Raw genomic sequence first — 25,889 nt, forward strand, 5'->3', positions numbered from 1 at the left:
TCCGCTGGGTAATACAACGCCTCGGCCCGCCCGGGGCGTTTTAGTTTTTGAGCTTTGCTTGATGGAGCGACCATGTTTGTCCAGATTCTAGGTTCCGCCGCCGGCGGTGGTTTCCCGCAGTGGAACTGCAACTGCGTCAACTGCGCGGGTTTTCGCGATGGCAGCCTGCGGGCCCAGGCGCGTACCCAGTCGTCCATCGCAATCTCCGACGATGGCGTGAATTGGGTTCTGTGCAACGCCTCGCCGGATATTCGCGCGCAACTGCAAAGCTTTGCGCCGATGCAACCGGGCCGCGCCCTGCGTGACACCGGCATCAGCGCCATCATCCTGATGGACAGCCAGATCGACCACACCACCGGCCTCTTGAGCCTGCGTGAAGGCTGCCCGCACCAGGTGTGGTGCACCGACATGGTCCATGAAGACCTGAGCACCGGTTTCCCGCTGTTCACCATGCTTACCCACTGGAACGGCGGCCTGGCCTGGAACCGCATCGAGCTGGATACCAGCTTCACCGTCCCCGCCTGCCCCAACCTACGCTTCACCCCACTGCCACTGCGCAGTGCCGCACCGCCTTACTCGCCACACCGCTTCGACCCGCACCCGGGCGACAACATCGGCCTGATCGTCGAAGACCTGCGCACCGGCGGCAAACTGTTCTACGCCCCTGGCCTGGGCAAGGTCGACGCGCCATTGCTGGAGATCATGGCCGGCAGCGACTGCCTGCTGGTGGACGGCACGATGTGGGACGACGATGAAATGCAGCGTCGCGGCGTCGGCACCCGCACCGGTCGCGAGATGGGCCACCTGGCGCAGAACGGCCCCGGCGGCATGCTGGAAGTGCTGGAGCAATTGCCAGAGCAACGCAAAGTGCTTATCCACATCAACAACACCAACCCGATCCTCGATGAAGACTCCCCCGAGCGAGCGGAGTTGGTGCGGCGCAATGTCGAAGTGGCTTACGACGGCATGAGCATTGAATTGTAGGAGTGATAGAAATGACTGACACGCCGTTGACCACCGCCGAATTCGAAGCCGCCCTGCGCGCCAAGGGCGCCTTCTACCATATCCATCACCCGTACCACGTGGCGATGTATGACGGCCGCGCCACCCGCGAGCAGATCCAGGGTTGGGTCGCCAACCGCTTCTACTATCAGGTGAATATTCCGCTCAAAGACGCGGCGATCCTGGCCAATTGCCCGGACCGCGAGATCCGCCGCGAATGGATCCAGCGCCTGCTCGACCACGACGGCGCCCCCGGTGAAGACGGCGGCATTGAAGCGTGGCTGCGCCTCGGCCAGGCCGTCGGCCTCGACCCAGACCAACTGCGCTCCCAGGAGCTGGTACTGCCCGGCGTACGGTTTGCGGTGGATGCCTACGTCAACTTCGCCCGTCGCGCCAGTTGGCAGGAAGCCGCCAGCAGCTCGCTCACCGAGCTGTTTGCGCCGCAGATCCACCAATCGCGCCTCGACAGCTGGCCACAGCATTACCCGTGGATCGACCCGGCCGGCTACGAATACTTCCGCACCCGCCTGGGCCAGGCCCGCCGCGATGTGGAGCACGGTTTGGCGATCACGTTGCAGCACTACACCACCCGCGAAGGCCAGGAGCGCATGCTGGAAATTCTCCAGTTCAAACTGGATATCTTGTGGAGCATGCTGGATGCCATGAGCATGGCCTACGAACTCAAACGCCCGCCGTATCACAGCGTCACCGACCAGCGGGTGTGGCATAAGGGAATCACCCTATGAGCTTTGATCGCAGTAAAAAACCAACGTGGCGCCAGGGCTATCGCTACCAGTACGAGCCCGCGCAAAAGGGCCATGTATTGCTCTACCCCGAAGGCATGATCAAGCTCAACGACAGCGCCGCGTTGATCGGTGGCTTGATCGACGGCGAGCGGGATGTGGCGGCAATCATCGCCGAGCTGGATAAGCAGTTCCCCGGTGTACCTGAGCTGGGCAACGACATCGAGCAATTCATGGAGGTCGCCCGTGCAGAGCACTGGATTACCCTTGCCTGAAAAACCGCCGATTGGCCTGCCACTGTGGCTGCTCGCCGAGCTGACGTACCGCTGCCCGTTGCAGTGCCCGTATTGCTCCAACCCGCTGGATTTCGCCGAGCAGGGTAAGGAGCTGAGCACCGAGCAGTGGTTCAAGGTATTCCGTGAAGCACGGGAAATGGGCGCCGCGCAGTTGGGTTTTTCCGGCGGTGAGCCACTGGTGCGTCAGGATCTTGCCGAGCTGATCGCCGAAGCGCGCAAGCTGGGGTTCTACACCAACCTGATTACCTCAGGGATAGGCCTCACCGAGCAAAAGATCAGCGACTTCAAGAAAGCCGGCCTGGACCATATCCAGATCAGCTTCCAGGCCAGCGACGAGCAAGTGAACAACCTGCTGGCCGGCTCGAAAAAAGCCTTTGCGCAAAAGTTGGAAATGGCCCGTGCAGTGAAAGCACACGGCTACCCGATGGTGCTGAACTTCGTGACCCATCGGCACAATATCGACAAGATCGACCGCATCATCGAGCTGTGCATAGCCCTGGAAGCCGACTTCGTCGAACTCGCCACGTGCCAGTTCTACGGCTGGGCACAGCTTAATCGTGTGGGGTTGTTACCGACCAAGGAACAGCTGGTGCGCGCCGAACGCATCACCAACGAATACCGCGCCAAGCTCGAAGCCGAAGGCCACCCGTGCAAGTTGATCTTCGTGACGCCGGACTACTACGAAGAGCGCCCGAAAGCCTGCATGAACGGTTGGGGCAGTATCTTTCTGACGGTAACGCCAGACGGCACCGCCCTGCCCTGTCACGGCGCCCGACAGATGCCGGTGCAATTTCCCAACGTGCGTGACCACAGCATGCAACACATCTGGTACGACTCGTTCGGTTTCAACCGCTTTCGCGGCTACGACTGGATGCCCGAGCCATGCCGTTCATGCGATGAAAAAGAGAAAGACTTCGGCGGCTGCCGTTGCCAGGCCTTCATGCTCACAGGGGATGCGAGCAATGCCGACCCGGTGTGCAGCAAGTCCGAGCAGCACGGCATCATTCTTCAAGCACGCGAAGATGCCGAACACGCCACCCAGACGATTGAGCAGTTGGCCTTTCGCAACGAGCGCAACTCACGACTCATCGCCAAAGGCTAACGGCCTCAGCGCTTGGCGATGATGTACACCGCATGAATGATGCCGGGGAAGTAGCCGCACAGGGTCAGCAGGATGTTTAACCAGAACGCGCCGGCGAAACCCACTTGCAGGAACACACCCAGTGGCGGCAACAGAATGGCGATGATGATACGAATGAAATCCATGGGTTCAGCTCCAAAAAGTCGGCTCGTGTGAGCCGTGTAGCTAATCGACCGTGGGCGTTCGTGAGGGTTCAGTGGGATCTGGCATAGCGCCATCTTCAGGCCAGAATTTCCAAGCCGTGCTTTTGAACGATGCTCAGTAACTTGAGGGCCATGCCGCTGGGGCGTTTCTCGCCGGATTCCCACTGCTTTATCGTGGAGGCGCTGGTGTTCAGGTAGCGGGCGAAAACGGGTTGGCTGACGTGGCTGCGCTCGCGCAGCTCCTTGATTTGTTCGGCTGGTATCTGCAACGGAGCCGGAGTGAGGCAGGCCTCGTCGAACTCACGGAGCGTTGTTTTACTGATAGCGCCAATTGAGTACAGCGCAAGGGCGGACTGGTGAACAGACTCAAGTACTTCGCTTTCATATTTTTTGGTCATGATGTATCTCCACAAACTCCCTGGTATCCAGAAGATGTCGGACCTGCGCTTCGTTTAGATTTTCATAGATCTTAGCCAATGCTCGCAGCCCATCTAGTTCCTTATGACTGATATTGCTCTGTCTTTGTTTGTCGAAAAGAGATTGATAAACCCAGTAGTGCCTTCCCTTGGCCAACACGATGGAGCGATGCCGATTTTCCTTTAGACGCTTCTTTCAAACCCCACCTCCGAGATTATCCGCTTGGCCTTTGAGCAATTCGCCAAACGCCTCCCTTAACTCAGAATCGCAGATCCAGGCTTTGCTCGCCGCGTTAGCGAAATTACGGGTTTTGAACAACCTCAATTTCATGGATATCCCTTCCCACAAACATACCACCCAGTGGTATAGATTAGAAGTGAGGCACGCTGTGCCAAGTCGGCAGTCCTTACCGACGCTGGCTAAAAAGCCATTGTTTTCAGAGACGTTCAATCAACATTTCCAAACCAAAAATTACACGCACAAAAAAACGCCCCCAGCCAAAAGAATCAGGCCGGAGGCGCCGCGTATACCGCGAGACGGTTCAGAAAATAAAGTTAAACGGCAATACCTTTGCGGCATTGCAGCTGAGCAGTGCGCACCCGGGAAAAGGCGCGGGCCAGGCGCAGGAGCATTTCGTCGATGTTGCTTTTGCTCACTGTCAGCGCCGGGGTGAAACGCAGGCAGTTGGGTTGCGCAGCGTTGAGGATAAGGCCTTCGTGTAACGCGGCTTTTACCACCGCATCCGCAGAATCATCCGACAACGTCAGGCCCCACATCAGGCCGTGGCCGCGTAGTTGACCGTGCTCGTAACGGTATGCCAAGCGGGCGAGGCCTTCGCCCAGATAAAGGCCGGATTCACGCACCTGCTCAAGAAAACCGTGCTCCAGCACGGTATCGATCACCGCCAAACCGGCAGACGCCATCAGTGCATTGCCGTGATGGGTGCCCTCCAACTCGCCCACCTCGAAACAACACGCCTTGCCCCGCGCCAGAAGCGCCGCCAATGGCACTCCGCCGCCCAGGCCTTTTCCGAGGGTGATGATGTCGGCGCGTACGCCGTATTGCTGTTCGGCGAGCAAGGTGCCGCAGCGGCCGATGCCGGTTTGTACTTCGTCGAGGATCAGCAGGATGCCCAACTCACGGCACAGACGCTCTACTCCTTTGAGGTAGTGCTCGGTCGCCGGGATGACGCCGGCTTCGCCCTGGATAGGTTCGAGCAAGATGGCAACGGTTTGCGCATCGACCGCAGCGTGCAGAGCCGGCAGGTCATTGAACGGCACATGGCTGAAACCCGGCAATTGCGGTTCAAAGCGGTTCTGCGGGCCGCCCGCCGAGGCCGACATCGCCGCAAAACTGCGGCCATGGTTACCGCCACTGGCGCTGATGATGCGGTAGGCGCCGCCACGATGCAGCTGCCCCCACTTGCGCGCCAGTTTGATCGCGGCCTCACAGGCCTCGGCGCCGCTGTTGAGCAGGTAGGCCTGATCGCTGCCGGTGCGATGGCACAGGCGTTCGACGAGGTTGAGCTGAGCGCGGTTATACAGGCCATTGCCGGGGTTGATCAGTGCCTGGGTTTGGTCGGCCAGTGCGTTGATCAACACCCGCGGGCTGTGGCCGAGGCTGTTGGCGGCGTTGCCCTGGCTGAAATCCAGGTAGGCACGGTCGTCGCTGTCCCACAGCCAGGAGCCCTGGCCACGCACGAACACTTGAGGGGGGCGCGCGACGGTGGGCATCAGCGATTCGCTCGACGCATCATCGTGGGACTCATCCAGGATCAGGTCGTCCAGGCTCGGCGCTGGGCGGCGCAGGCTGAACAGATTCACAGCTCACCCCCAATAGCAACCGGACCTTGGTCGGTGCGACACCCCCATGCTGCCCAGAGGTTTATTGCCTTGCCTATGTAAACGCTGTCAACAAAAACGCTGTTCATTGTCCGATCTGGCCCTGTAAGCCCTGCGAATAGGCGCTAGACTAGGCGCGTCCGGGGCCGGCGGCCATTTCGATTTTCCAGCTTTTTCGATAAGTAAGTCTTATGGATTTCAAGCAACTGCGTTATTTCGTCGCGGTGTATGAGGAAGGCCATGTCGGCCGTGCCGCAGAGCGCCTTTCTATCTCTCAACCGGCACTGTCTCAGCAGATACGCCAGTTGGAACAGAACCTGGATGTGAGCCTGTTCGAGCGCAGCAGCAAACGCCTGCTGCCCACCCTCGCCGCTCATACGCTGTACAACCACGCCCTGCCGTTGATCGACGGCATGCAGCACGCCGTCGAAGCCCTGCGCAACTTCAAGGGCCAGGCGATGCGCACCCTGGCGATCGGCGTACTGCAAACCGTGCACACCAGTTTGGTGCCGCAAATGCTGGAGCGCGTGCGCAAGGCCCAGCCGCACTTGGTGGTACAGATTTACGAATTGACCGGGCTTGAGATTGAGCGGCGCTTGCTCAACGGCTCGCTGGATATCGGCATCAGCTACCTGCCGCCACGTCAGCCGGGGCTGCATGGTGTGTTGCTGTACGAAGATGAGTTGAAGGTGGTCATCCCCGATGACCATCCCCTGCGGGAATTCAAGAAGGTCTCGCTGAAACAGGCCGCCGAATTGCCGATGTTGTTACTGGGGGAAGAGTTTCAGGTACGCCAGATCTGGCAAAGCCAGCTCTCCAACCTGGGACGGCGCCCGCAAGTGCAGGCAGAGTTGAATACGATGGTGGGGATTCTCGACAGCCTGCCCCATACCAAGCTGGCCACGGTGCTGCCGGGGCGCTCCCAGGATGAACACAACAGTCAGTCACTGCTGTGGAAACCCTTGAGCGAACCCAGAGTGCCACTGAAAGTCGGTTTGGTGTGCCGTGATCTACAGCGCCAGCAAGCGACGGTAGCGCTGCTGCGCACCCTGCTGGAAGACGTGATGAATGCCCCGCAGGCAAGCGCCTGACTTTTTCGCGGGCAAAAGAAAACCCCGCCGAAGCGGGGCTTTGCAGACTGTTTCCCTGACATCCATTTCACTCCGCCTTCCTGGCAGAATCCTACGTGTCCGTGTTGTTGCTTTTGCGCTTCCTGCGCGACGTCCATGTGAAGTAGATTATCTGTGGATCCAATCTGGCGATAGAGGACGATTAGCAGCACGTCATGTAAGAGAATGCTTACACGCCCTATCCCCCCTTAAAACAGTGCTTCATCCAACAAGAACAGCGATTCGCTACCGGCTTTTACCGAGGCGCTCAGCGAGTGAATACGCGGCAGCAGACGGGCAAAGTAGAAGCGTGCGGTGCCCAGCTTGCTGGCGTAGAAGTCTTCTTCGGCCTCTTTGCCCAACGCCGCCTTGGCCATACGTGCCCACATATAGGCGTAGGCCATGTATCCAAATGCATGCAAATACTCCACCGAGGCCGCGCCGATTTCATTCGGGTTGGTCTTGGCGCGGTCCAGTACCCAGGCGGTCAATTCGTCCAGGTTGTCCACTGCCGCACTCAGCGGTTTGGTGAACTCAGCCAACTCGCTACCCGAAGAGGCAATGAATGCACGGATCTCATCCGCAAACAGGGTATAGAACGCTCCGCCGCTGCCGACGATCTTGCGCCCCATCAAGTCCAGCGCCTGAATGCCGTTGGTGCCTTCGTAAATCTGGGTGATGCGCACGTCACGCACCAACTGCTCCTGGCCCCACTCACGGATGTAACCGTGGCCGCCAAACACCTGCTGGCCCAGTACGGTGGTTTCCAGGCCCAAGTCGCTCAAGAACGCCTTGGCCACTGGTGTCAGCAGTGCCACCAGGCTATCTGCACGTTCGCGGGCAGAAGCATCCTCGCTGAATTTGGCGATATCCAGTTGAGTCGCCACGTAGGTGGAGAATGCCCGGCCGCCCTCGTTCGCCGCTTTCATGGTCAGCAGCATGCGGCGCACATCGGGGTGGACGATGATCGGGTCGGCGACCTTGTCTTTAGCCTGAGCACCCAGTGGGGAGCGGCTTTGCAGACGGTCACGCGCATATTCAATCGCGTTCTGGTACGAGCGCTCGCCCGACGCCAGGCCCTGAATGCCCACCCCCAGACGCTCATAATTCATCATGGTAAACATCGCCGCCAAACCACGGTTCGGCTCACCCACCAGGTAACCTACCGCTGCGTCGAAGTTCATCACACACGTTGCAGACGCCTGAATGCCCATCTTGTGCTCGATGGAGCCGCAGCTCACCAGGTTGCGCGCGCCCAGGCTGCCATCGGCATTGACCATGAACTTGGGCACCAGGAACAATGAAATGCCCTTGGGGCCAGCTGGCGCGTCCGGCAGCTTGGCCAGCACCAGGTGGATGATGTTGTCGGTCAGGTCGTGTTCGCCACCGGTGATAAAAATCTTGGTGCCGCTGATCGTGTAGGAGCCGTCCGCCTGAGGCTCGGCTTTTGTGCGAATAATCCCCAGGTCAGTACCAGCATGGGCTTCAGTCAGGCACATCGACCCAGCCCACTCGCCGGAATACATCTTCGGCAGGTACGCCGCCTTGAGCTCTTCACTGGCGTGGGTATTGATCGACACGCACGCACCAGACGTCAGCATCGGGTACAAGCCAAAGGCCAGGCTCGACGAGTTGATCATCTCTTCAACCTGGGCCGACACGGCTTTAGGCATGCCCATGCCACCGAAAGCAGGATCACCGCCTACACCCACCCAGCCGCCCTCGGCGTAAGTTTTGTAGGCCTGTGGGTAACCATCGGGGGTAAACACCGCCGTGTCTTCCCAACGGCAACCCTGCTCATCGCCGGCACGGCTGATCGGGGCGATGGACTTGGCGGTGACCTTACCGGCCTCTTCGAGGATGGCCTCTACGGTTTCGGCGTCAACGGTGTCTGCCAATGCCGGCAATTGAGCCCAAGTGTTGGCAACCTCAAAGACTTCGTTGAGGACGAAGCGCATATCACGCAGCGGCGCTTTGTAATCAGCCATGGCAAACCTCGTGAGAACGTGAAAAGTAATCGGGTAGGTGTCGGTTTTACAGGCTCCGAGTGTACCCGAACAACTTTTCAGACACATAGGGTCCACTTGTGACTGATTGGTATTTTTAAGTCATCACAGGGCGAATGCCTCCGCTGGCAGACTCATCAGGCATTCGCTGCCCGCTTCTACCGCAGCGCGGTGCGTGGCGGTACGTGGCAACAGGCGCTTGAAGTAGAACTCACAGGTGGCCAGCTTGGCCTTGGCGAAGTCGGCGTCTTGCCCCCCAAGGGCGGCGAGTGCCATGCGCAGCCACAGGTAGGCGAGCACCACATAGCCGCTGTACATCAAGTAATCCACTGCCGCGGCGCCGACTTCATCGGGGTTCTTCATGGCCGCCATGCCGATTTTGGTGGTCAGTTCGCCCCATTCCCCGTTCAGTTGATTAAGCTGCGCAACATAGGCTTTGAGCTGCGGATGCTCGGCGTTTGCGGCACAGAACTTATGCACAACCTTGGTAAAGCCGCGCAGCAGCTTGCCTTGGCTGCCCAATACTTTGCGCCCCAGCAGGTCGAGGGCCTGGATGCCGTTGGTGCCTTCATAGATCGGCGCAATCCGCGCATCGCGGGCCAGTTGTTCCATGCCCCATTCGCGAATGTAACCGTGGCCGCCAAAGATCTGCATGCCGTGGTTGGTCACTTCCAACCCGGTGTCGGTCATAAAGGCTTTGCAGATGGGCGTGAGGAAGGCCAACAGGTCTTCGGCTTCCTGGCGTTGGCCGGCGTCGCTGCTCAGGTGCGCCGTGTCGAGCAATTGCGCGGTGAAGTAGGTCAGCGCCCGATTGCCTTCGTTGAAGGCTTTCATCGTCAACAACATGCGCCGTACATCGGCGTGCACGATGATCGGGTCGGCGGCTTTTTCCGGGGCCTTGGCGCCGGTGAGCGAGCGCATCTGCAAGCGGTCGTTGGCGTATTTGATCGCGCCCTGAAAGCTCGCCTCACCATTGCACAGGCCCTGCATGCCGGTGCCCAGGCGTGCGTGATTCATCATGGTGAACATGCAGTTGAGGCCTTTGTTCGCCTCGCCAATCAGAAAGCCCTTGGCCCCGTCGAAGTTCAGCACGCACGTAGCAGACGCCTTGATGCCCATCTTGTGCTCGATGGAACCGCAATGCACCGCGTTGCGCTCGCCGGAATCAGCGTGGAACTTGGGCACGATAAACAACGAAATGCCCTTGGTGCCCGCCGGTGCATCCGGCAGCTTGGCCAACACCAGGTGGATGATATTGGCGCTCATGTCGTGCTCGCCGGCCGAGATGAAGATCTTGCTGCCGGTGACCGCATAACTGCCGTCCGCCTGGGGCACGGCGCGGGTCTTGATCAGGCCCAGGTCGGTGCCGCAATGGGCTTCGGTAAGGCACATGGTGCCGGTCCATTCGCCTGCGGTGAGCTTGCTCAGGAACGTGTCTTTTTGCTCGGCGGTGCCGTGGGCGTGGATTGCCGACATCGCACCGTGGGTGAGGCCGGGGTACATGCCCCAGGAGGTGTTGCTGGAGCCGATCATTTCGCTCAGCACCAAACCCAGGGATTGGGGCAGACCTTGGCCGCCGTAGGCCGGGTCTGCCGCCAAACCATGCCAACCGCCTTCGACGTATTGGGCGAAGGCTTCCTTGAAACCCTTGGGCGTGGTGACGACGCCGTTATCGAAATGGCAGCCTTCTTCATCACCGCTGCGATTGAGCGGTGCCAGCACGTTTTCGCAGAATTTTGCGCCTTCTTCGAGGATCGCACTGACCATGTCCGGGCTGGCGTCGGTGGCGCCCAACGCAGCGTAGTGGCCGTGAAAATCAAACACGTTGTCGATCAAAAAACGCATGTCGCGCAGGGGGGCTTTGTATTCAGGCATGGCGATGTCTCCGGCAGCAGATGGCTTAAACCTACTGCCGGCCAGCACCTTGGACAATCACTGTAGCGCTGCTGAATACAGCGCCATTACTCAACCGGCAGCGCTTTCCATGCGTACCGCGCCACGCCGGGTTTGCCCCGCCGCGATCACACAGTTACGCCCCGCGCCCTTGGCCGCGTACAGCGCCTGGTCGGCAGACTTGAGCACTTCTTCGGGGGTGCGCTGCTCGGCCTGGCGCTCGGCCACGCCGATGCTCACCGTCACCGACACACTCGTCGCACCGCTGCCCGCACGGCGCTGGCGCCCTTGCTGATCGTCCTGGGGACGGTCAGGGTTGCGCAATTTGATGTCGTAGTTGGCGATGATCTCGCGGATCTCCTCCAGGTGTGGCATGCACTCATCCAGGGTCTTGCCGGCGAACACCACGGCAAACTCTTCGCCGCCGTAACGATAGGCGCGCCCACCGCCATTGACCTTGGCCAGTTTGCTCGCCACCAGTCGCAACACCTGATCGCCCACGTCATGGCCATGGGTATCGTTAAAGCGCTTGAAGTGATCGACGTCTGTCATCGCCAGCACGTAATTGCGCCCCAGCCGCTGCGTGCGCTCGTTAAGGGCACGTCGCCCTGGCAGGCCGGTCAGCTCATCGCGAAAGGCCATTTGATAGGCCTCATGGGCCACGCCGGCGGCGATCATCAGCATCACCTGGCTGCACATGATATTGAGCGTAAACGGCAGGATGAAGGTTTGCGGCAACATCCAAAACAGCCCGACAAAACCCACCAACTGCGCTGCATGCAGCGGACGCGGCTGGTACCAGTACTGCGCGGCCAGAGTCAGAAAGCCGATCAGGAACATCGGGTACGACAGCTGGATCAAGCTCATCCAGGTGCCATGCAGCGCCGGCCAGCGTATCTCCGCCAGCCAGTTCAGCACCGCCTCGGGGTAACTTTGCTCCAGAGCCAGCGCGACGCTGCCTATCGCCAGCAGCACTGCGCACCGTGCGACAAAGTCGCGGAACAAGTGGGTCTTTTCCTGCCAGAGCGCATAGATGCTGAACAACAGTGGCAACAGCAGGCAACACAGATGGAACACCACGGCGGCGTCTTCGCGCACGCGGCCGTTGTCGCGGTAAAAGTCAGTCTGGGTATCGAGCAGGAAGTAGGCGACATACACCGTGATCATCAAGAACAGTTCACGCTGACGGCGATACACCGCGCAATACGCCCCACCCAGCAGCAACACCAGGGTCGGCAGCACGTTGAACAGCGAGGTGAAGAAGACGTTGAGATCTTTGACGTACGCAGCCGAGAGCCCGGCCAGCAACAGCAGCAACGAAGGGAGGAAATGACTGAACCGTACAGCGGACACGCGTGACAAGGGTAAAACTCCAACCCGCAAAAGAATGATGGCTTAGTGCCTCTACGCAGCCAGTTAAGCACAATCTGGCACGCATGTATCACATTGCCATCACTGTAACGGCAGGCAGCGACAATCCCTGAGCGCTGTACTGGGTTTTTTTATCGCCCATAAAAAAACCGCCGCTCCCGTGAAGGAGCGGCGGCTTAGGAAAAGAACCCGGTAAGGCTTAGTAAGCCAGGCCGAAGTCCTCTTCTTTCATGTCCATCAGGTTGTTGGCGCCCGACAGCATGGTGGCTTTATGGGCCAGGGTGCGCGGCAGAATACGCTGGAAGTAGAAGCGCGCGGTCTGCAGCTTGGCGGTGTAGAACGCCTCTTCGGTCGTGCCGGCGGCCAGTTTCTCGGCCGCCAGGCGTGCCATGTCGGCCCAGAAGTAAGCCAGGCAGGCGTAACCGGAGTACATCAGGTAGTCCACCGAAGCAGCACCGACTTCTTCACGGTCTTTCATCGCGGCCATGCCGACCTTCATGGTCAACTCGCCCCACTCTTTGTTCAGGGCAACCAGCGGTGTCACGAACTCCTGAACGGCCGCATTACCTTCGTTGGCCTGGCAGAACTTGTGCACGATCTTGGTGAAGCCCTTGAGCGCTTCGCCTTGGGTCATCAGCACTTTACGGCCCAGCAGGTCGAGGGCCTGGATACCGGTGGTGCCTTCGTACAGCATCGAAATGCGGCTGTCGCGCACGTTCTGCTCCATGCCCCACTCGGCGATAAAGCCGTGGCCGCCGTAGATCTGCACGCCGTGGTTGGCGGATTCAAAACCGACTTCGGTCATGAACGCCTTGGCGATTGGGGTCATGAACGCCAGCAGGCCATCGGCCTGTTTCTTGGCTTCGTCGTCGGTGCCGTACTTGACGATGTCCACTTGCTTGGCGGTGAAGTACACCATTGCACGGTTGCCTTCGGCGAAGGCTTTCATGGTCAGCAGCATGCGGCGCACGTCAGGGTGTACGATGATCGGGTCAGCGGCTTTGTCTGGCGCTTTCGGGCCGGTCAGCGAGCGCATTTGCAGGCGATCACGCGCATATTTCAGGCCGCCTTGGAAGCCGATTTCGGCGTGGGACAAGCCCTGCAACGCAGTGCCCAAACGCGCGGTGTTCATAAAGGTGAACATGCAGTTCAGGCCTTTGTTCGCCGGGCCGATCAGGAAGCCGGTGGCCGCATCGAAGTTCATCACGCAGGTGGCGTTGCCGTGGATGCCCATCTTGTGCTCCAGGGAGCCACAGGTCACCGCATTGCGCTCACCCACCGAACCATCGGCGTTGGGCATGAACTTGGGCACGATAAACAGCGAGATGCCTTTGGTGCCAGCCGGTGCGTCCGGCAGGCGGGCCAGTACGATGTGGACGATGTTGTCGGCCATGTCGTGTTCACCGGCCGAGATGAAGATCTTGGTGCCCGAGACTTTGTACGAACCGTCGGCCTGAGGCTCGGCCTTGGTGCGCAGCATGCCCAGGTCGGTGCCGCAATGTGGCTCGGTCAGGCACATGGTGCCGGTCCATTCGCCCGACACCAGTTTGGTCAGGTAAGCGTCTTGCTGCTCAGGGGTGCCGTGCTCGGAGATGGTGTTCATCGCACCGTGGGACAGGCCCGGGTACATACCCCACGACCAGTTGGCGGCGCCAACCATTTCGCTGACCGCCAGGCCCAGGGATTCCGGCAGGCCTTGGCCACCGTGCTCCACGTCGTGGGCCAGGCTTGGCCAGCCGCCTTCGACGAATTGCTTGTAGGCTTCTTTGAAGCCCGTAGGGGTTTTAACGCCTGATTCACTCCAGGTGCAGCCTTCGATGTCACCCACGCGGTTCAACGGGGCCAGCACTTGCTCACAGAACTTGGCGCCTTCTTCAAGGATGGCGTCAACCATGTCCGGGGTAGCGTCCTGGCAAGCCGGCAGGCTTTGATAGTGCGCTTCATAGCCAAGCAGTTCGTCACGAACGAAGCGAATATCACGCAAGGGGGCCTTGTAGTCAGGCATAGCGATAAACCTCTGCTGATGTATCTGGAATGAACAACCGCGTGGATTTGTTATGGCGGTCAAACAGGTGTTTGAAACATACGTTTACGACCTGGGGATGTCAAGACGCCGTTTGTCATGATGCGGATCAATGACGCACACGGGGACGCTTGCGGCGGGTTGCCACAGCAAATTGAGTGTAGAAGTTCTAGAGGTCGACGCAGGGCAAATGTGGGAGGGGGCTTGCCCCCGATAGCGCTGTATCAGTCGATGAAGATGTCGACTGACACTCCGTCATCGGGAGCAAGCCCCCTCCCACACAAGAGCCGGGGTGCTGCACAAAGAAGGGTTTAAGCGTAGGTATCGATCAACGTACCCAGCATTTCATCCGAAGCCTTGGCCACTTTGGCACCCAGCTCCACCTGAAACTTGCCTTCAGCCATCTCGACCATATTGCTCGCCGAGTTCGAAGGTTGGGCACGGTCATTGGCGCGAAGACGGTCAACCTGTGCATCCGAAGGCTGGTTGGTCGCGGCGCTGGCGATTTTGCCGGCGGCCTGGTCGACACGGTTCTGCCCGGTCTGAATGGTGCTCAGGCCCGAATAAAACGCGCTGCTTCCAGAGATGTCCATGGCGTAAGCCTGCCTTTAGAGAATCATGAAGGGTGATTGAAGCAGAGAACCTGGCAAAACACCCGTCAAAAACACTAATGGCATAGTGCCTTAGCGATAGCCAAAATCAGTCGAGCTGTCTCAGTCCAGCAAGTCCAATTGCAGGTATTGCGCCACCGCTTCAGCCCCAGCGTGCTTGAGTTTCGGTACACGGCCCAGGCACGGCGCAGGCAGCCGCTCGGCCAAGGTGGCGAGGTTTTCTTCCAGACGGGAGGTCTTGGGGTCGATGATATTGGCCACCCAACCCGCCAGCTGCAAGCCGTCCCGCGCAATCGCTTCGGCGGTGAGCAAGGCATGGCTAATGCAGCCCAGGCGCACGCCCACTACCAAAATCACCGGCAGTTTGAGGGCGATGGCCAGGTCGGACAGGTTGGCCTGATCTGCCAAGGGAACGCGCCAGCCGCCGGCGCCTTCAATCAAGGTGAAGTCTGCATCCCGCGCCAGAATTTGCTGCATCGGTTTAAGCAACGATTGCACCGTCAGCGACACACCCGCCTCCCGCGCCGCCAAATGGGGGGCGATGGCCGGCTCGAACGCCACAGGGTTGACCTCGGCGTAACTGAGCGGCAACGAACACTCGGCCAGCAGGGCCAGCGCATCGGCATTGCGCAGGCCCTTGGGCGTTACCTGGCAACCGGAGGCAACCGGCTTGCCAGCGGCGGTGCTTTTGCCGGCTTGCCGGGCTGCATGCAGCAGGCCGGCAGCGACGGTGGTCTTGCCGACATCGGTATCGGTACCGGTGATGAAATAAGCGGCGCTCATAGAGGTTTCTCCAGTACGGCGTACACCACTTGGTAAGTCGCCGGCAAGCCTTGCACCTGGCGCAACTGCTCATACGCCTGCACCAGTGCAACAACCCGTGCGCGCCCCGTCAACCCGCCCGGTCGGCCAGGGTTCAGGTTATGCGCGCCCAACGCCTTCAATTCATGGGTCAGGCTGCGCACATCCGGGTAGTGCAGCACATGGGGGCGCCGCTCAAGGCTCACTACCCGCAGGCCGCTGGCCGCGCACAGTTGTTGATAAGCCTCAAAGGGACGGAAGCGGTTGACGTGCACCAGGCCATCGGCGGCGCGCCAGCTTTCACGCAACTCATCCAGCGTGCCCACGCACAGGCTCGCAAAAGCCAGCACGCCACCCGGTTGCAGCACGCGATGGGCCTCGCTGAGCACCGCCTCGAAATTCGCACACCATTGCACCGCGAGGGAGGAGAAGAGCAGCCCCACGCTTTCAGCTTTGAGCGGCAAGCGTTCGGCATCGCCCGCAATGAAGTGATGGGCGCCACCCAGCGGCCGCGCATGGTTGAGCATGCCTTCGGCGATATCCAACGCCACGCCTTGGCTGGCGGGTAATAAGTCGTGCAGCACACGGCTGAAATACCCCGTACCGCACCCCATATCCAGCCAGCGCTGCGGTGCGATGTTGGCCGGCAAACGGGCCAGCAACTCACTGCCGACGGCGCGCTGCAACTCGGCAACGCTGTCATAGCTGGCGGCGGCGCGAGAAAACGACGCCGCGACCTGGCGCTTGTCCGGCAAGGCACTCGGCAAGGGAGGATGGGATAAATCAGTCATCAGCACACTCATGCAAAAAAGCCTGGATGGCCCCCGCTACTCCGTGGGGGTCTTCCAGTAAGAAAGCGTGACCGGCCTGTTCAATCAGGCCGATTTCAACATCGGGCAGCAAGGTCAGCAGGTGACCGGCGGCTTCGGCGGGCACCAACTCGTCCATCCCCGCAAACAGATGCAACTGCGGGCCGCGGTAGGCCAGCAAGGCTTCGCGGGTGTCCAGTTGCGCAAGCAGCTCAAGCCCGCTCATCAACGCTCTGGACGGCGCATTCGGTGCACCGCTGACCAACAGGCGCGCCAACCCGCGTGGGTCTTGCGCACCCTTGGCGCACAACAGGCCGAACCGTTTAAGGGTGACCTGGGAGTCGGCATGGCAACCGGCCAGGAACGCATCGAAGGTCTCGGCCGGCATCGCGCTCGGCCAGCCGTCATGGGCGACGAAACACGGGTTGCTGGCCAGGGTCAGCAGCCCGCAGCAACGCTCCCCTCGCCGTGCCGCCAATTCGGACGCGAGCATGCCGCCCAACGACCAACCGCCCAGCCAGGCGTTGTCCGGCAAGGTGGCGTCGAGCTCATCCAGCCATTCATCCAGGTCGCTGGACTCCAGCGCCGGCAACGGCTCGATCTGCACCCGCAGGTGTTCATCCAACCCTTGCAGCGCAGCGGCCAAAGGCTCCAGCGGCGATACGCCGAGGCCCCAGCCGGGCAGCAATATCAGTCGATCACGCATGGTTGGGCTCCGTGGCGCCTAACAAGCGGAAACACTCTTCCAATGCGTTTAACAATAGCTGCACCTGCGCCGCTGTGTGGGCCGCCGTCAATGTCACCCGCAGACGGGCGCTGCCAGCCGGCACGGTGGGCGGGCGGATCGCGGTGACCATCAAACCGCGCTCGCGCAGCATCTGCGACAGGCGCACAGCCTTGGCGCTGTCGCCGATCAGGATCGGCTGGATCGGCGTAAAGCTGTCCATCAAGTCCAGGCCCAATTGCTCGGCGCCCTGGCGGAACTGGCGGATCAAACTATCAAGGTGCTCGCGACGCCAATGTTCGGTGCGCAGCAACTCCAGGCTTTTCAAGGTGGCGCAGGCCAGCGCAGGCGGCTGGCTGGTGGTGTAGATATACGGCCGGGCAAACTGGATCAGGCTTTCGATCAGATCTTCACTGCCCGCCACAAACGCGCCAGCGGTGCCGAAGGCTTTGCCCAGGGTGCCGACCAATACCGGCACGTCTTCCTGGCTCAAGCCGAAATGCTCGACGATCCCGCCGCCGTTGGCGCCCAGCGGGCCAAAGCCGTGGGCGTCGTCCACCATCAACCAGGCACCTTTCGCGCGGGTTTCACGCGCCAGCGCGGGCAGGTCGGCCAGGTCGCCATCCATGCTGAACACGCCGTCGGTGACCACCAGCGTATTGCCGGTGGCTTTCTCCAGGCGCTTGGCCAGGCTGTCGGCGTCGTTGTGCAGGTAGCGATTGAAACGCGCACCGGACAGCAAACCGGCATCCAACAGCGAGGCATGGTTGAGACGGTCTTCCAGCACCGTATCGCCCTGCCCCACCAGCGCCGTGACCGCGCCTAGGTTGGCCATGTAGCCGGTGGTAAACAGCAGGGCACGTGGGCGACCGGTAAGGTCCGCCAAGGCTTCTTCCAACTCATGGTGCGGCGTCGCGTGCCCCACCACCAAGTGCGAAGCGCCACCGCCCACGCCCCAACGGGACGCACCGGCGCGCCAGGCTTCGATCACTTGCGGGTGATTGGCCAGGCCGAGGTAATCGTTGTTACAGAAGGCCAGTAGAGGCTGGCCGTCGACCACTACTTGTGGGCCTTGGGGGCTTTCGAGCAGGGGGCGTTGACGATAAAGGTGTTCGGCACGGCGGGCAGCGAGGCGCGCGGAAAGATCGAAAGACATGCAGGCCTCGGATACATCTGGATGAACATCGTCTCAATGTGGGAGCTGGCTTGCCTGCGATGACGGCGGCACATTCAGCATTGATGTGTCTGAAGTACCGCTATCGCAGGCAAGCCAGCTCCCACACTGGATTGCATTCCAATAGAGAGATAGGCGTCAAACCACGGCGTTGTAGAACTGCTCGCTGCTCTTCTGCTCCACCAACGCCTGCTCGATCGCCGCTTGGTGCACTTCATCGGCGTGCTCTTCACGCGCTTCCGGCAAGATCCCCAGACGCGAGAACAGTTGCATGTCCTTGTCGGCCTGCGGGTTAGCGGTGGTCAGCAATTTGTCACCGTAGAAAATCGAGTTAGCCCCGGCAAAAAACGCCAAGGCCTGCATCTGCTCGTTCATCGCTTCACGGCCGGCCGACAGGCGTACGTGGGACTGCGGCATCAGGATGCGCGCCACGGCCAGCATGCGGATGAAATCGAACGGGTCGATGTCTTCGGCATTCTCCAGCGGCGTACCCGCTACCTTCACCAGCATATTGATCGGCACCGACTCCGGATGCTCCGGCAGGTTGGCCAGTTGGATCAGCAGGTTGGCGCGGTCATCAAGGGACTCGCCCATGCCGAGGATGCCGCCCGAGCAGATCTTCATCCCCGAATCGCGCACGTAGGCCAGGGTTTGCAGGCGCTCGCTGTAGGTGCGGGTGGTGATGATGCTGCCGTAGAACTCCGGCGAGGTATCAAGGTTGTGGTTGTAGTAGTCCAGACCGGCCTGGGCCAGGGCTTCGGTCTGCTCCTGATCGAGGCGACCGAGGGTCATGCAGGTTTCCAGGCCCATGGCCTTGACGCCTTGAACCATCTGCAACACGTATGGCATGTCTTTGGCCGACGGGTGCTTCCAGGCAGCGCCCATGCAGAAACGGGTCGAACCGATGGCCTTGGCGCGGGCAGCCTCTTCGAGGACCTTCTGCACTTCCATCAGCTTTTCTTTTTCAAGGCCGGTGTTGTAGTGGCCCGACTGCGGACAATATTTGCAATCTTCCGGACAGGCGCCGGTTTTGATCGACAGCAGCGTCGACACTTGCACACGGTTGGCGTCGAAATGCGCGCGGTGCACGGTCTGCGCCTGGAACAGCAGGTCATTGAACGGCTGCACGAACAGCGCTTTGACTTCGGCGAGAGACCAATCGTGACGCAAGGTGGCGGTGATGCTGGCGCTCATGGGCGATTCCTTGATTATGCTTTGGCAAGCGCTGCGGGAAGGGCAATACCCACAGACACGACACGGATGCTCGGCATATTTAAGGAAGATTCATGCACTGTCAACCAGACTACAAACACCAGGTTTACATCTGGCTAAAAAACGAACAGAACTGTTTAGTGTGCGATGAAGCCACAGATTCAGCCGATTGCGTGTGCAACGTCTGCGAAACAGAGCTGCCTTGGTTGATGGAGCACTGCGAGGTGTGCGCCCTGCCCCTGCCGATGGACGGTTTGATTTGCGGGCAATGTTTGAAAACGCCCCCTGCGTTTAAACAGGTGATCGCCCCTTGGGCCTACAGCTTTCCGGTGGACAGCCTGATCAGTCGCTTCAAGCACCAGGCGCGCTGGCCGTATGGGCGCCTGCTGGCAAATCTGATGGGCCGCCACCTGCAACACCGCTTCGACAGCACCGGGCTCGCCCGCCCCGACTGCCTGTTGCCAGTGCCCATGGCCCGTAAGCGCTTACGGGAACGCGGCTACAATCAGGCGGTGATGCTGGCACGCTGGCTCAGCGCAGACCTCGATATCCAACACGATGAACAGTTGTTGTTACGCCCCCATGAAACCGTCGCGCAACAAGACCTTGATGCCAAAACCCGCAAACGCAACCTGCTGGGCGCCTTTGCCCTGGCGCCCAATGCCCAGGTGCAAGGCCGACACTTTGCGCTGGTCGACGACGTGCTCACCACCGGCGCCACCGCTCATAGCCTGGCGCGGCTATTGATGAATGCCGGCGCGCAGCAAGTCGACGTGTTTTGCCTGGCCCGCACGCCCAAGCTGACTTGACGCCGGCAGCCCCTTGCCCGCAACGTTCGGCCCATCTCATCGAAGCGTATCGCCATGTCTCTGCCCACATCCCTCAGCCAACACATCATCCGTCGCCCCCAGCGCATTGCCTTGCTGGGGCATATCGCCGAGCAGGGCTCGATCACTCGTGCCGCAAAAAGCGCTGGCCTGAGTTACAAGGCCGCGTGGGACGCGATTGATGAACTGAACAACCTTGCGCAACAACCTTTGGTAGAACGCAGCGTCGGCGGCAAAGGCGGTGGCGGCGCCAAGTTGTCGGCCGAGGGTGAGCGGGTGTTGCGCCTCTACCAACGCCTGCAAGTGTTGCAGGCCGAGATATTGGGCTCGGACGAAGCCGCCAGCGACTTCAACCTGCTGGGCCGCTTGATGCTGCGCACCAGCGCGCGCAACCAGTTGCACGGCCAGGTCATTGCGATTGAAAGCCACGGGCGCAACGACCTGATCCGCCTGCAACTGGCCGGTGGCCTGAGCCTCGATGCGCAGATCACCCACGACAGCACCCAACGGCTCGAACTGGAGATTGGCGTGGAAGTGGTCGCGTTGATCAAAGCTGGCTGGCTGGAGCTGCTCGCAGCTGACGCACCTGCAACACCTGGACACAATTGCATGCACGGCGTTATCGAGACCCTGCTCGACGCCGACGGTGGCCCCAGCGAAGTCCGTATCACCTTGCCCAACGGCCAGGTGCTATGCGCCTTGGCGCAACCCGACACACTCAAAACCCTGAGCGCTGCCGAGGGCCAAGCCATTCAAGTGCAGTTCGCCCCCAGTAATGTGCTACTGGGAACACCAGCCTGAATAACCGCCGTCTTTAAACTGCAACCATTTCGTCACGCGCGCTCCTTATGGTGTCTGCAAAAACCACAGGGAGCCCGTGATGAGCCTATTAGAAGAAAACCAAGCCACCGACCTCGAACAGATGGTTGGCCTCACCCGCCGCCGCTTTATCGGCGCCGGCGCCCTGTGCGGTGCCGCGATGTTCCTGGGGGGCAACCTGCTGAGCCGCAGCGCCCTGGCCGTCAACGCCGCCAGCGCCAGCCCGCTGCTGGGTTTCAACAGCATCGCCGCTGCCACCAGCGACGCCATCACCCTGCCGCCGGGTTACAGCGCCTCGGTGCTGATCAGTTGGGGGCAACCACTGAGCAAGACCGCACCGGCCTTCGACCCGTCCGGTAACGGCACGGCGGCGGCCCAGGAACAGCAATTCGGCGACCACAACGACGGCATGAGCCTGTTCCCCTTCCCGGGTGACAACAACCGGGCGCTGATGGCGATCAACAACGAATACACCAACTACCGCTACCTCTTCGCCCACGGCGGCGCGCCGCAATCGGCCGAAGAAGTGCGCAAGGCGCTGGCCAGTGAAGGCGTGTCGGTGATTGAAGTGCGGCGCCAGGGCGACACTTGGCAGTTCGTGCAGGACTCGCGCTACAACCGCCGCATCCACGGCAACTCGCCGATCCGCCTCAGCGGCCCCGCTGCTGGGCATGAGTGGCTGAAAACCAGCGCCGACAAAACCGGCACTAAAGTGCTCGGCACCTTCCAGAACTGCGCCAACGGCATGACCCCGTGGGGCACTTACCTGACGTGCGAAGAAAACTTCACCGACTGCTTTGGTAGCAGCAACCCACAGCAAACCTTCGACGCCGGGCAAAAACGCTACGGCGTAGTGGCTGCCAGCAAAGACATCAACTGGCACCCGCACGACCCGCGCTTCGACATGGCCAAGAACCCCAATGAACTCAACCGTCACGGCTGGGTAGTGGAAATCGACCCATTCGATCCCAAGTCCACCCCGGCCAAACGCACCGCCTTGGGCCGCTTCAAACACGAAAACGCCGCCCTCGCTGAAACCCGCGACGGCCATGCCGTGGTGTACATGGGCGACGATGAACGCGGCGAGTTCATCTACAAGTTCGTCAGCCGCGACAAGATCAACCACAAGAACCCCAAGGCCAACAAAGACCTGCTCGACCATGGCACCCTGTTTGTTGCGATCTTCGACGCGGGCGACGGCAATGCCGACCACCCCGAGGGCAAAGGTCAATGGGTTGAGTTGACCTTCGGCAAAAACGGCATCGACGCCAGCACAGGTTTCGCCAGCCAGGCCGAGGTTCTGATCCACGCACGCCTGGCCGCCAGTGTGGTCAAGGCAACGCGCATGGACCGCCCGGAATGGATCGTCGTCAGCCCCACCGACGGCCAGGTCTATTGCACCCTCACCAACAACGCCAAGCGTGGTGAAGACGGCCAGCCGGTGGGTGGGCCCAACCCCCGTGAGAAGAACGTCTACGGCCAGATCCTGCGCTGGAAGGCCGACGCCGATAACCACGGCGCCTCGACGTTCACTTGGGACCTGTTTGTGGTGGCCGGTAACCCCGGCGTGCATGCCGGTACGCCAAAAGGCGGCTCATCGAATATCAACCCGCAGAACATGTTCAACAGCCCCGACGGCCTGGGTTTCGACAAGGCTGGGCGTTTGTGGATTCTTACGGATGGGGACTACAGCAACGCAGGCGATTTCGCCGGCATGGGCAATAACCAGATGCTGTGCGCCGACCCAAGCACCGGGGAAATCCGCCGTTTCATGGTCGGGCCGGTGGCGTGTGAGGTGACAGGCATCAGCTTTTCGCCCGATCAGAAGACCTTGTTTGTGGGGATTCAGCATCCGGGTGAAACCGGTGGTTCGACCTGGCCTGAGCATCTGCCGAACGGTAAGCCGCGCTCGTCGGTGATGGCGATTCGGCGGGATGATGGTGGGATTGTCGGCGCCTGATAAGTCCTCTTCGCGAGCAAGCCCGCTCCCACATTTGACCGCATTCTCATGTTGAAACTCGGTCAAATGTGGGAGCGGGCTTGCTCGCGAAGGCGTCCGCACAGCCACCACCTATCTATGCTGTTACCATACCCGGCCGGACGCGGCGCCCTGCTGCGCGCAGGAGTTCGCATGGCCCACCCGTTTGAAACACTCACCCCCGACCTCGTTCTCGACGCCGTCGAAAGCATCGGTTTTCTCAGCGATGCCCGTGTACTGGCGCTCAACAGCTACGAAAACCGCGTGTATCAGGTGGGCATCGAAGACTCAGAGCCGCTGATCGCCAAGTTCTACCGCCCCCAGCGCTGGACCAACGAAGCGATTTTGGAAGAACACCGCTTCACCTTCGAACTGGCCGAGTGCGAAGTACCCGTGGTGGCGCCGCTGATACACAACGGTGAAAGCCTGTTCGAACACGCGGGTTTCCGCTTCACCCTATTCCCTCGCCGTGGCGGCCGTGCGCCGGAGCCCGGCAATCTCGACCAACTCTATCGCCTCGGGCAATTGCTCGGCCGTTTGCATGCGGTGGGCTCCACGCGCCCGTTCGAACACCGCGAAGCACTGGGCGTGAAGAACTTCGGCCACGACTCCCTCAACACCCTGCTCGAAGGCAACTTTATTCCCAAGAGCCTGCTGCCGGCCTACGAGTCCGTGGCCCGCGACCTGCTCAAGCGTGTGGAAGAGGTCTACAAGGCCACCCCGCACAAGAACATTCGCATGCACGGCGATTGCCACCCCGGCAACATGATGTGCCGCGACGAGATGTTCCATATCGTCGACCTGGACGACTGCCGCATGGGCCCGGCGGTGCAGGACCTGTGGATGATGCTCGCCGGAGATCGTCAGGAATGCCTGGGCCAACTGTCGGAATTGATGGACGGCTACCAGGAATTCCACGACTTCGACCCCCGTGAATTGGCCCTGATCGAACCTCTGCGTGCCTTGCGCCTGATGCACTACAGCGCCTGGCTGGCACGGCGTTGGGACGACCCGGCGTTCCCCCACAGCTTCCCGTGGTTTGGCAGCGAGCGGTATTGGGGCGATCAGGTGCTGGCGTTGCGCGAGCAGTTGTCGGCCCTGAATGAAGAGCCTCTGAAACTGTTTTAACTGCTTTTAGGTGGGAGGGGGCTTGCCCCCGATTGCAGAGTGTCAGTCAACACATGCATCACTGATACCCCGCTATCGGGAGCAAGCCCCCTCCCACAAAGAGCAGGCCACATACACACCTAGCAAGGATTTTTGCAATGCAAGCCGCCAACCCCCGCAAGGGGTACATCCTGGGCCTGAGCGCCTATGTCATCTGGGGTCTGTTCCCGCTCTACTTCAAAGCCATCGCCAGCGTGCCCGCCGCCGAGATCATCGTGCACCGCGTGTTGTGGTCCGCGCTGTTCGGCGGTTTATTGTTGATGGTGTGGAAGCACCCCGGCTGGTTCCGCGAGCTGCGCGACAACCCCAAGCGCCTGGCGATCCTGGCGCTGAGCGGTTCGTTGATTGCGGGCAACTGGCTGACCTACGTGTGGTCGGTAAACACCGGGCGCATGCTCGAAGCGAGCCTGGGTTACTACATCAACCCGCTGGTGAATGTGGTGCTGGGCATGCTGCTCCTGGGCGAGCGCTTGCGTCGCCTGCAATGGGTCGCCGTTGGGCTCGCCGCAGTGGGTGTGGCACAACAGGTGTGGCAGGTGGGCAGTTTGCCGTGGGTGTCGCTGGTACTGGCGTTGACCTTCGGCTTCTACGGGCTGATCCGCAAGCAGGCACCGGTCAAGGCGCTACCGGGCTTGGTGGTGGAAACCTGGATGCTGGTACCGATAGCCATCGCCTGGCTCGTGTTCAACCCGACCGCACACAGTGCGCAGTTGGAATTCTGGAGCACATCCGAAGCCTGGTGGTTGGTCGCCGCCGGCCCGGTTACGCTGATCCCGCTGGTTTGTTTCAACGCTGCTGCACGGCATTTGCCCTACACCGCCCTGGGTTTTTTGCAGTACGTCGCACCGACGCTGGTGCTGCTCGAAGCGGTGCTGCTGTTCGGTGAACACCTGGCGCCGAGCACCCTCACCGCCTTTGCCTTTATCTGGGCCGGTCTGGTGGTGTACAGCGTGGATATCTGGTTGAGCGTGCGCAAACGCTGATCAAATAACGTACAAACCTCTGCAAGCCGCAGCTGGCGTGGCTTGCAGACATCCACCCCAAGGTTATCCACAGCCTGGTCCCCGCCATTTGTGCACAAGCTTTTGAAATTGCTCGTTTTTTGCTCAAATAAGCGTAAAGCCCGGCCGGCGTGGCCTGGCGCCGGGTCTCTACAGGTTATCCACAGGCCCATGCAAGATTTAGATGCATAACCTTGTGGGCAGATTATTCCTCGTGGTGCAGTTCCACCATCAAGTCATCGGCCAAGGTTTCCAGGGACAGCTGCAAGGTGTCCAAGGATAAGGTCGCAGGCACCTGCAATAGCGCCTCGGCAGTGAACAACGGGTCACCGCTCATGGGCGCCGGGCGCACATCGGTGCTCAGGCTCGCCAGGTTCACGCCCTTCTGGCTCAGCAACGCTGTGATCTCACGCACGATGCCCGAACGGTCATTGCCCACCAGCGTCATCACAATCGACTTGGACGCCGACGCCTGCCCGCTGCTGCCCTCACCCACCAGCACGCGAATGCCGTGTGTGGATAAGTCCTCCAGCGCCCCCACCAACGCCTGACGGTTCTCCGTAGGAACGCTGACCCGCAGAATGCCCGCAAACTGCCCAGCCATGTGGGCCATGCGGCTTTCCAGCCAGTTGCCTCCGTGGGCGGCGATGTTCTGCGCGACGCGTTCAACCAAGCCGGGTTTGTCGGCGGCGATAATTGTGAGTACAAGATGGTCCATGGCACAGCCCTCAGGAATTCAATCTACAAGGTGGACTCGGCAGCCACCGAAAACAAATCGTGT

The 25,889-nt window shown here is 60.6% G+C and carries 24 protein-coding genes and 1 pseudogene; 10 read left to right on the plus strand and 15 right to left on the minus strand.

Annotation, left to right across the window (positions count from 1 at the left end; genetic code table 11):
- The first annotated feature begins 72 nt into the window (after positions 1-72).
- From pqqB to pqqE, 4 genes are read left to right on the plus strand one after another with little or no spacing between them, the layout of a single operon-like run.
- Complete coding sequence (pqqB, locus tag ICY20_RS05930; protein ID WP_159961264.1) at positions 73-984, plus strand: pyrroloquinoline quinone biosynthesis protein PqqB; 912 nt, start codon at positions 73-75, stop codon at positions 982-984.
- 11 nt (positions 985-995) lie between these two features.
- On the plus strand, positions 996-1,748 hold the full coding sequence (gene pqqC / locus ICY20_RS05935) for a pyrroloquinoline-quinone synthase PqqC (protein ID WP_159961266.1): 753 nt from the start codon (positions 996-998) through the stop codon (positions 1,746-1,748).
- A complete protein-coding gene (gene pqqD, locus ICY20_RS05940) occupies positions 1,745-2,020 on the plus strand; it encodes a pyrroloquinoline quinone biosynthesis peptide chaperone PqqD (protein ID WP_159961268.1) in 276 nt (91 codons plus the stop codon). Before pqqC ends, pqqD begins: the two co-directional genes overlap by 4 nt.
- Complete coding sequence (gene pqqE / locus ICY20_RS05945) at positions 2,013-3,143, plus strand: pyrroloquinoline quinone biosynthesis protein PqqE (RefSeq protein ID WP_159961322.1); 1,131 nt, start codon at positions 2,013-2,015, stop codon at positions 3,141-3,143. The genes pqqD and pqqE overlap by 8 nt, the downstream gene beginning before the upstream one ends.
- Positions 3,144-3,148: 5 nt before the next feature.
- On the opposite strand, the gene ICY20_RS05950 is transcribed toward pqqE, so the two are convergent.
- The 4 genes and pseudogenes from ICY20_RS05950 to ICY20_RS05965 form a co-directional block, all read right to left on the minus strand.
- The gene (locus tag ICY20_RS05950) at positions 3,149-3,307 is read right to left on the minus strand and encodes a YqaE/Pmp3 family membrane protein (RefSeq protein ID WP_024077743.1); all 159 of its coding nucleotides are present in this window, start codon (positions 3,305-3,307) and stop codon (positions 3,149-3,151) included.
- A gap of 95 nt (positions 3,308-3,402) precedes the next feature.
- A complete protein-coding gene (locus tag ICY20_RS05955; protein ID WP_194937124.1) occupies positions 3,403-3,723 on the minus strand; it encodes a helix-turn-helix domain-containing protein in 321 nt (106 codons plus the stop codon).
- Positions 3,707-4,072, minus strand: a pseudogene (locus tag ICY20_RS05960) (type II toxin-antitoxin system RelE/ParE family toxin). Before ICY20_RS05960 ends, ICY20_RS05955 begins: the two are co-directional and overlap by 17 nt.
- Before the next feature lie 224 nt (positions 4,073-4,296).
- The gene (locus ICY20_RS05965; RefSeq protein WP_159961274.1) at positions 4,297-5,565 is read right to left on the minus strand and encodes an aspartate aminotransferase family protein; all 1,269 of its coding nucleotides are present in this window, start codon (positions 5,563-5,565) and stop codon (positions 4,297-4,299) included.
- Positions 5,566-5,774: 209 nt separating this feature from the next.
- Between ICY20_RS05965 and ICY20_RS05970 the strand changes: the two genes are divergently transcribed.
- The gene (locus ICY20_RS05970) at positions 5,775-6,674 is read left to right on the plus strand and encodes a LysR family transcriptional regulator (protein ID WP_122487237.1); all 900 of its coding nucleotides are present in this window, start codon (positions 5,775-5,777) and stop codon (positions 6,672-6,674) included.
- 227 nt (positions 6,675-6,901) lie between these two features.
- Here the strand turns inward: ICY20_RS05970 and ICY20_RS05975 are convergent, their stop codons facing one another.
- The 10 genes from ICY20_RS05975 to bioB all read right to left on the minus strand — a co-directional run bounded on the left by ICY20_RS05975 (position 6,902) and on the right by bioB (position 19,298).
- Positions 6,902-8,680 (minus strand): acyl-CoA dehydrogenase C-terminal domain-containing protein, encoded by a 1,779-nt coding sequence (locus tag ICY20_RS05975; RefSeq protein ID WP_159961276.1) that lies wholly within the window; start codon positions 8,678-8,680, stop codon positions 6,902-6,904.
- Positions 8,681-8,803: 123 nt separating this feature from the next.
- Positions 8,804-10,573 (minus strand): acyl-CoA dehydrogenase C-terminal domain-containing protein, encoded by a 1,770-nt coding sequence (locus ICY20_RS05980; RefSeq protein ID WP_194937125.1) that lies wholly within the window; start codon positions 10,571-10,573, stop codon positions 8,804-8,806.
- Positions 10,574-10,663: 90 nt separating this feature from the next.
- Positions 10,664-11,953, minus strand: coding sequence for a GGDEF domain-containing protein (locus tag ICY20_RS05985; protein ID WP_159961280.1), 1,290 nt, complete (start codon positions 11,951-11,953; stop codon positions 10,664-10,666).
- Between the two features lie 208 nt (positions 11,954-12,161).
- A complete protein-coding gene (locus ICY20_RS05990) occupies positions 12,162-13,967 on the minus strand; it encodes a phenylacyl-CoA dehydrogenase (protein ID WP_194937126.1) in 1,806 nt (601 codons plus the stop codon).
- Positions 13,968-14,296: 329 nt separating this feature from the next.
- Entirely contained in the window at positions 14,297-14,578 is a 282-nt protein-coding gene (locus ICY20_RS05995; protein ID WP_105698178.1) for a pyrroloquinoline quinone biosynthesis protein PqqE, read from the minus strand.
- 120 nt (positions 14,579-14,698) lie between these two features.
- Positions 14,699-15,379 (minus strand): dethiobiotin synthase, encoded by a 681-nt coding sequence (bioD, locus tag ICY20_RS06000; protein ID WP_194937127.1) that lies wholly within the window; start codon positions 15,377-15,379, stop codon positions 14,699-14,701.
- Positions 15,376-16,188, minus strand: a complete 813-nt coding sequence (gene bioC, locus ICY20_RS06005; protein WP_194937128.1) for a malonyl-ACP O-methyltransferase BioC — start codon at positions 16,186-16,188, stop codon at positions 15,376-15,378. Before bioC ends, bioD begins: the two co-directional genes overlap by 4 nt.
- A complete protein-coding gene (locus ICY20_RS06010; protein ID WP_194937129.1) occupies positions 16,181-16,912 on the minus strand; it encodes an alpha/beta fold hydrolase in 732 nt (243 codons plus the stop codon). The genes bioC and ICY20_RS06010 overlap by 8 nt, the downstream gene beginning before the upstream one ends.
- Positions 16,905-18,086: an 8-amino-7-oxononanoate synthase gene (gene bioF / locus ICY20_RS06015; RefSeq protein WP_159961290.1), complete on the minus strand. Its 1,182-nt coding sequence runs from the start codon at positions 18,084-18,086 to the stop codon at positions 16,905-16,907. Before bioF ends, ICY20_RS06010 begins: the two co-directional genes overlap by 8 nt.
- A gap of 156 nt (positions 18,087-18,242) precedes the next feature.
- Complete coding sequence (gene bioB, locus ICY20_RS06020) at positions 18,243-19,298, minus strand: biotin synthase BioB (protein ID WP_159961292.1); 1,056 nt, start codon at positions 19,296-19,298, stop codon at positions 18,243-18,245.
- 92 nt (positions 19,299-19,390) lie between these two features.
- Here bioB and ICY20_RS06025 point away from each other — a divergent pair, with 92 nt between their 5' ends.
- From ICY20_RS06025 to rarD, 5 genes are all read left to right on the plus strand, one after another.
- Positions 19,391-20,125 (plus strand): ComF family protein, encoded by a 735-nt coding sequence (locus ICY20_RS06025; RefSeq protein WP_194937130.1) that lies wholly within the window; start codon positions 19,391-19,393, stop codon positions 20,123-20,125.
- Between the two features lie 54 nt (positions 20,126-20,179).
- Positions 20,180-20,944: a TOBE domain-containing protein gene (locus tag ICY20_RS06030; RefSeq protein WP_159961296.1), complete on the plus strand. Its 765-nt coding sequence runs from the start codon at positions 20,180-20,182 to the stop codon at positions 20,942-20,944.
- Between the two features lie 79 nt (positions 20,945-21,023).
- Positions 21,024-22,922 (plus strand): PhoX family protein, encoded by a 1,899-nt coding sequence (locus ICY20_RS06035; protein WP_194937131.1) that lies wholly within the window; start codon positions 21,024-21,026, stop codon positions 22,920-22,922.
- A gap of 171 nt (positions 22,923-23,093) precedes the next feature.
- Positions 23,094-24,068, plus strand: a complete 975-nt coding sequence (locus tag ICY20_RS06040) for a serine/threonine protein kinase (RefSeq protein WP_101273295.1) — start codon at positions 23,094-23,096, stop codon at positions 24,066-24,068.
- 137 nt (positions 24,069-24,205) lie between these two features.
- Positions 24,206-25,090 (plus strand): EamA family transporter RarD, encoded by an 885-nt coding sequence (gene rarD, locus ICY20_RS06045; RefSeq protein ID WP_194937132.1) that lies wholly within the window; start codon positions 24,206-24,208, stop codon positions 25,088-25,090.
- A 223-nt stretch (positions 25,091-25,313) separates the two neighbouring features.
- Here the strand turns inward: rarD and ICY20_RS06050 are convergent, their stop codons facing one another.
- Positions 25,314-25,826 carry a glycine cleavage system protein R gene (locus ICY20_RS06050; protein ID WP_194937133.1) on the minus strand — a complete coding sequence of 171 codons (513 nt, stop codon included), beginning with the start codon at positions 25,824-25,826 and terminating at the stop codon, positions 25,314-25,316.
- Positions 25,827-25,889 lie beyond the last annotated feature (63 nt).

Origin of the sequence: Pseudomonas pisciculturae (assembly GCF_015461805.1) — a bacterium.
Lineage (GTDB): Bacteria > Pseudomonadota > Gammaproteobacteria > Pseudomonadales > Pseudomonadaceae > Aquipseudomonas > Aquipseudomonas pisciculturae.

Bases quoted from the DNA above. Each gene is read 5' to 3' on its own strand.
- ICY20_RS05975 (WP_159961276.1), bottom strand. From the start codon at position 8,680: ATGGCTGATTACAAAGCGCCGCTGCGTGATATGCGCTTCGTCCTCAAC.
- bioC (WP_194937128.1), bottom strand. From the start codon at position 16,188: ATGACTGATTTATCCCATCCTCCCTTGCCGAGTGCCTTGCCGGACAAG.
- ICY20_RS05955 (WP_194937124.1), bottom strand. From the start codon at position 3,723: ATGACCAAAAAATATGAAAGCGAAGTACTTGAGTCTGTTCACCAGTCC.
- ICY20_RS05950 (WP_024077743.1), bottom strand. From the start codon at position 3,307: ATGGATTTCATTCGTATCATCATCGCCATTCTGTTGCCGCCACTGGGT.
- ICY20_RS05970 (WP_122487237.1), top strand. From the start codon at position 5,775: ATGGATTTCAAGCAACTGCGTTATTTCGTCGCGGTGTATGAGGAAGGC.
- pqqC (WP_159961266.1), top strand. From the start codon at position 996: ATGACTGACACGCCGTTGACCACCGCCGAATTCGAAGCCGCCCTGCGC.
- ICY20_RS06010 (WP_194937129.1), bottom strand. From the start codon at position 16,912: ATGCGTGATCGACTGATATTGCTGCCCGGCTGGGGCCTCGGCGTATCG.
- rarD (WP_194937132.1), top strand. From the start codon at position 24,206: ATGCAAGCCGCCAACCCCCGCAAGGGGTACATCCTGGGCCTGAGCGCC.
- pqqD (WP_159961268.1), top strand. From the start codon at position 1,745: ATGAGCTTTGATCGCAGTAAAAAACCAACGTGGCGCCAGGGCTATCGC.
- ICY20_RS05980 (WP_194937125.1), bottom strand. From the start codon at position 10,573: ATGCCTGAATACAAAGCCCCCCTGCGCGACATGCGTTTTTTGATCGAC.
- ICY20_RS05990 (WP_194937126.1), bottom strand. From the start codon at position 13,967: ATGCCTGACTACAAGGCCCCCTTGCGTGATATTCGCTTCGTTCGTGAC.
- ICY20_RS06025 (WP_194937130.1), top strand. From the start codon at position 19,391: ATGCACTGTCAACCAGACTACAAACACCAGGTTTACATCTGGCTAAAA.
- pqqB (WP_159961264.1), top strand. From the start codon at position 73: ATGTTTGTCCAGATTCTAGGTTCCGCCGCCGGCGGTGGTTTCCCGCAG.
- bioF (WP_159961290.1), bottom strand. From the start codon at position 18,086: ATGTCTTTCGATCTTTCCGCGCGCCTCGCTGCCCGCCGTGCCGAACAC.
- ICY20_RS06040 (WP_101273295.1), top strand. From the start codon at position 23,094: ATGGCCCACCCGTTTGAAACACTCACCCCCGACCTCGTTCTCGACGCC.
- bioD (WP_194937127.1), bottom strand. From the start codon at position 15,379: ATGAGCGCCGCTTATTTCATCACCGGTACCGATACCGATGTCGGCAAG.
- ICY20_RS06050 (WP_194937133.1), bottom strand. From the start codon at position 25,826: ATGGACCATCTTGTACTCACAATTATCGCCGCCGACAAACCCGGCTTG.
- bioB (WP_159961292.1), bottom strand. From the start codon at position 19,298: ATGAGCGCCAGCATCACCGCCACCTTGCGTCACGATTGGTCTCTCGCC.
- ICY20_RS05995 (WP_105698178.1), bottom strand. From the start codon at position 14,578: ATGGACATCTCTGGAAGCAGCGCGTTTTATTCGGGCCTGAGCACCATT.
- ICY20_RS06030 (WP_159961296.1), top strand. From the start codon at position 20,180: ATGTCTCTGCCCACATCCCTCAGCCAACACATCATCCGTCGCCCCCAG.
- ICY20_RS06035 (WP_194937131.1), top strand. From the start codon at position 21,024: ATGAGCCTATTAGAAGAAAACCAAGCCACCGACCTCGAACAGATGGTT.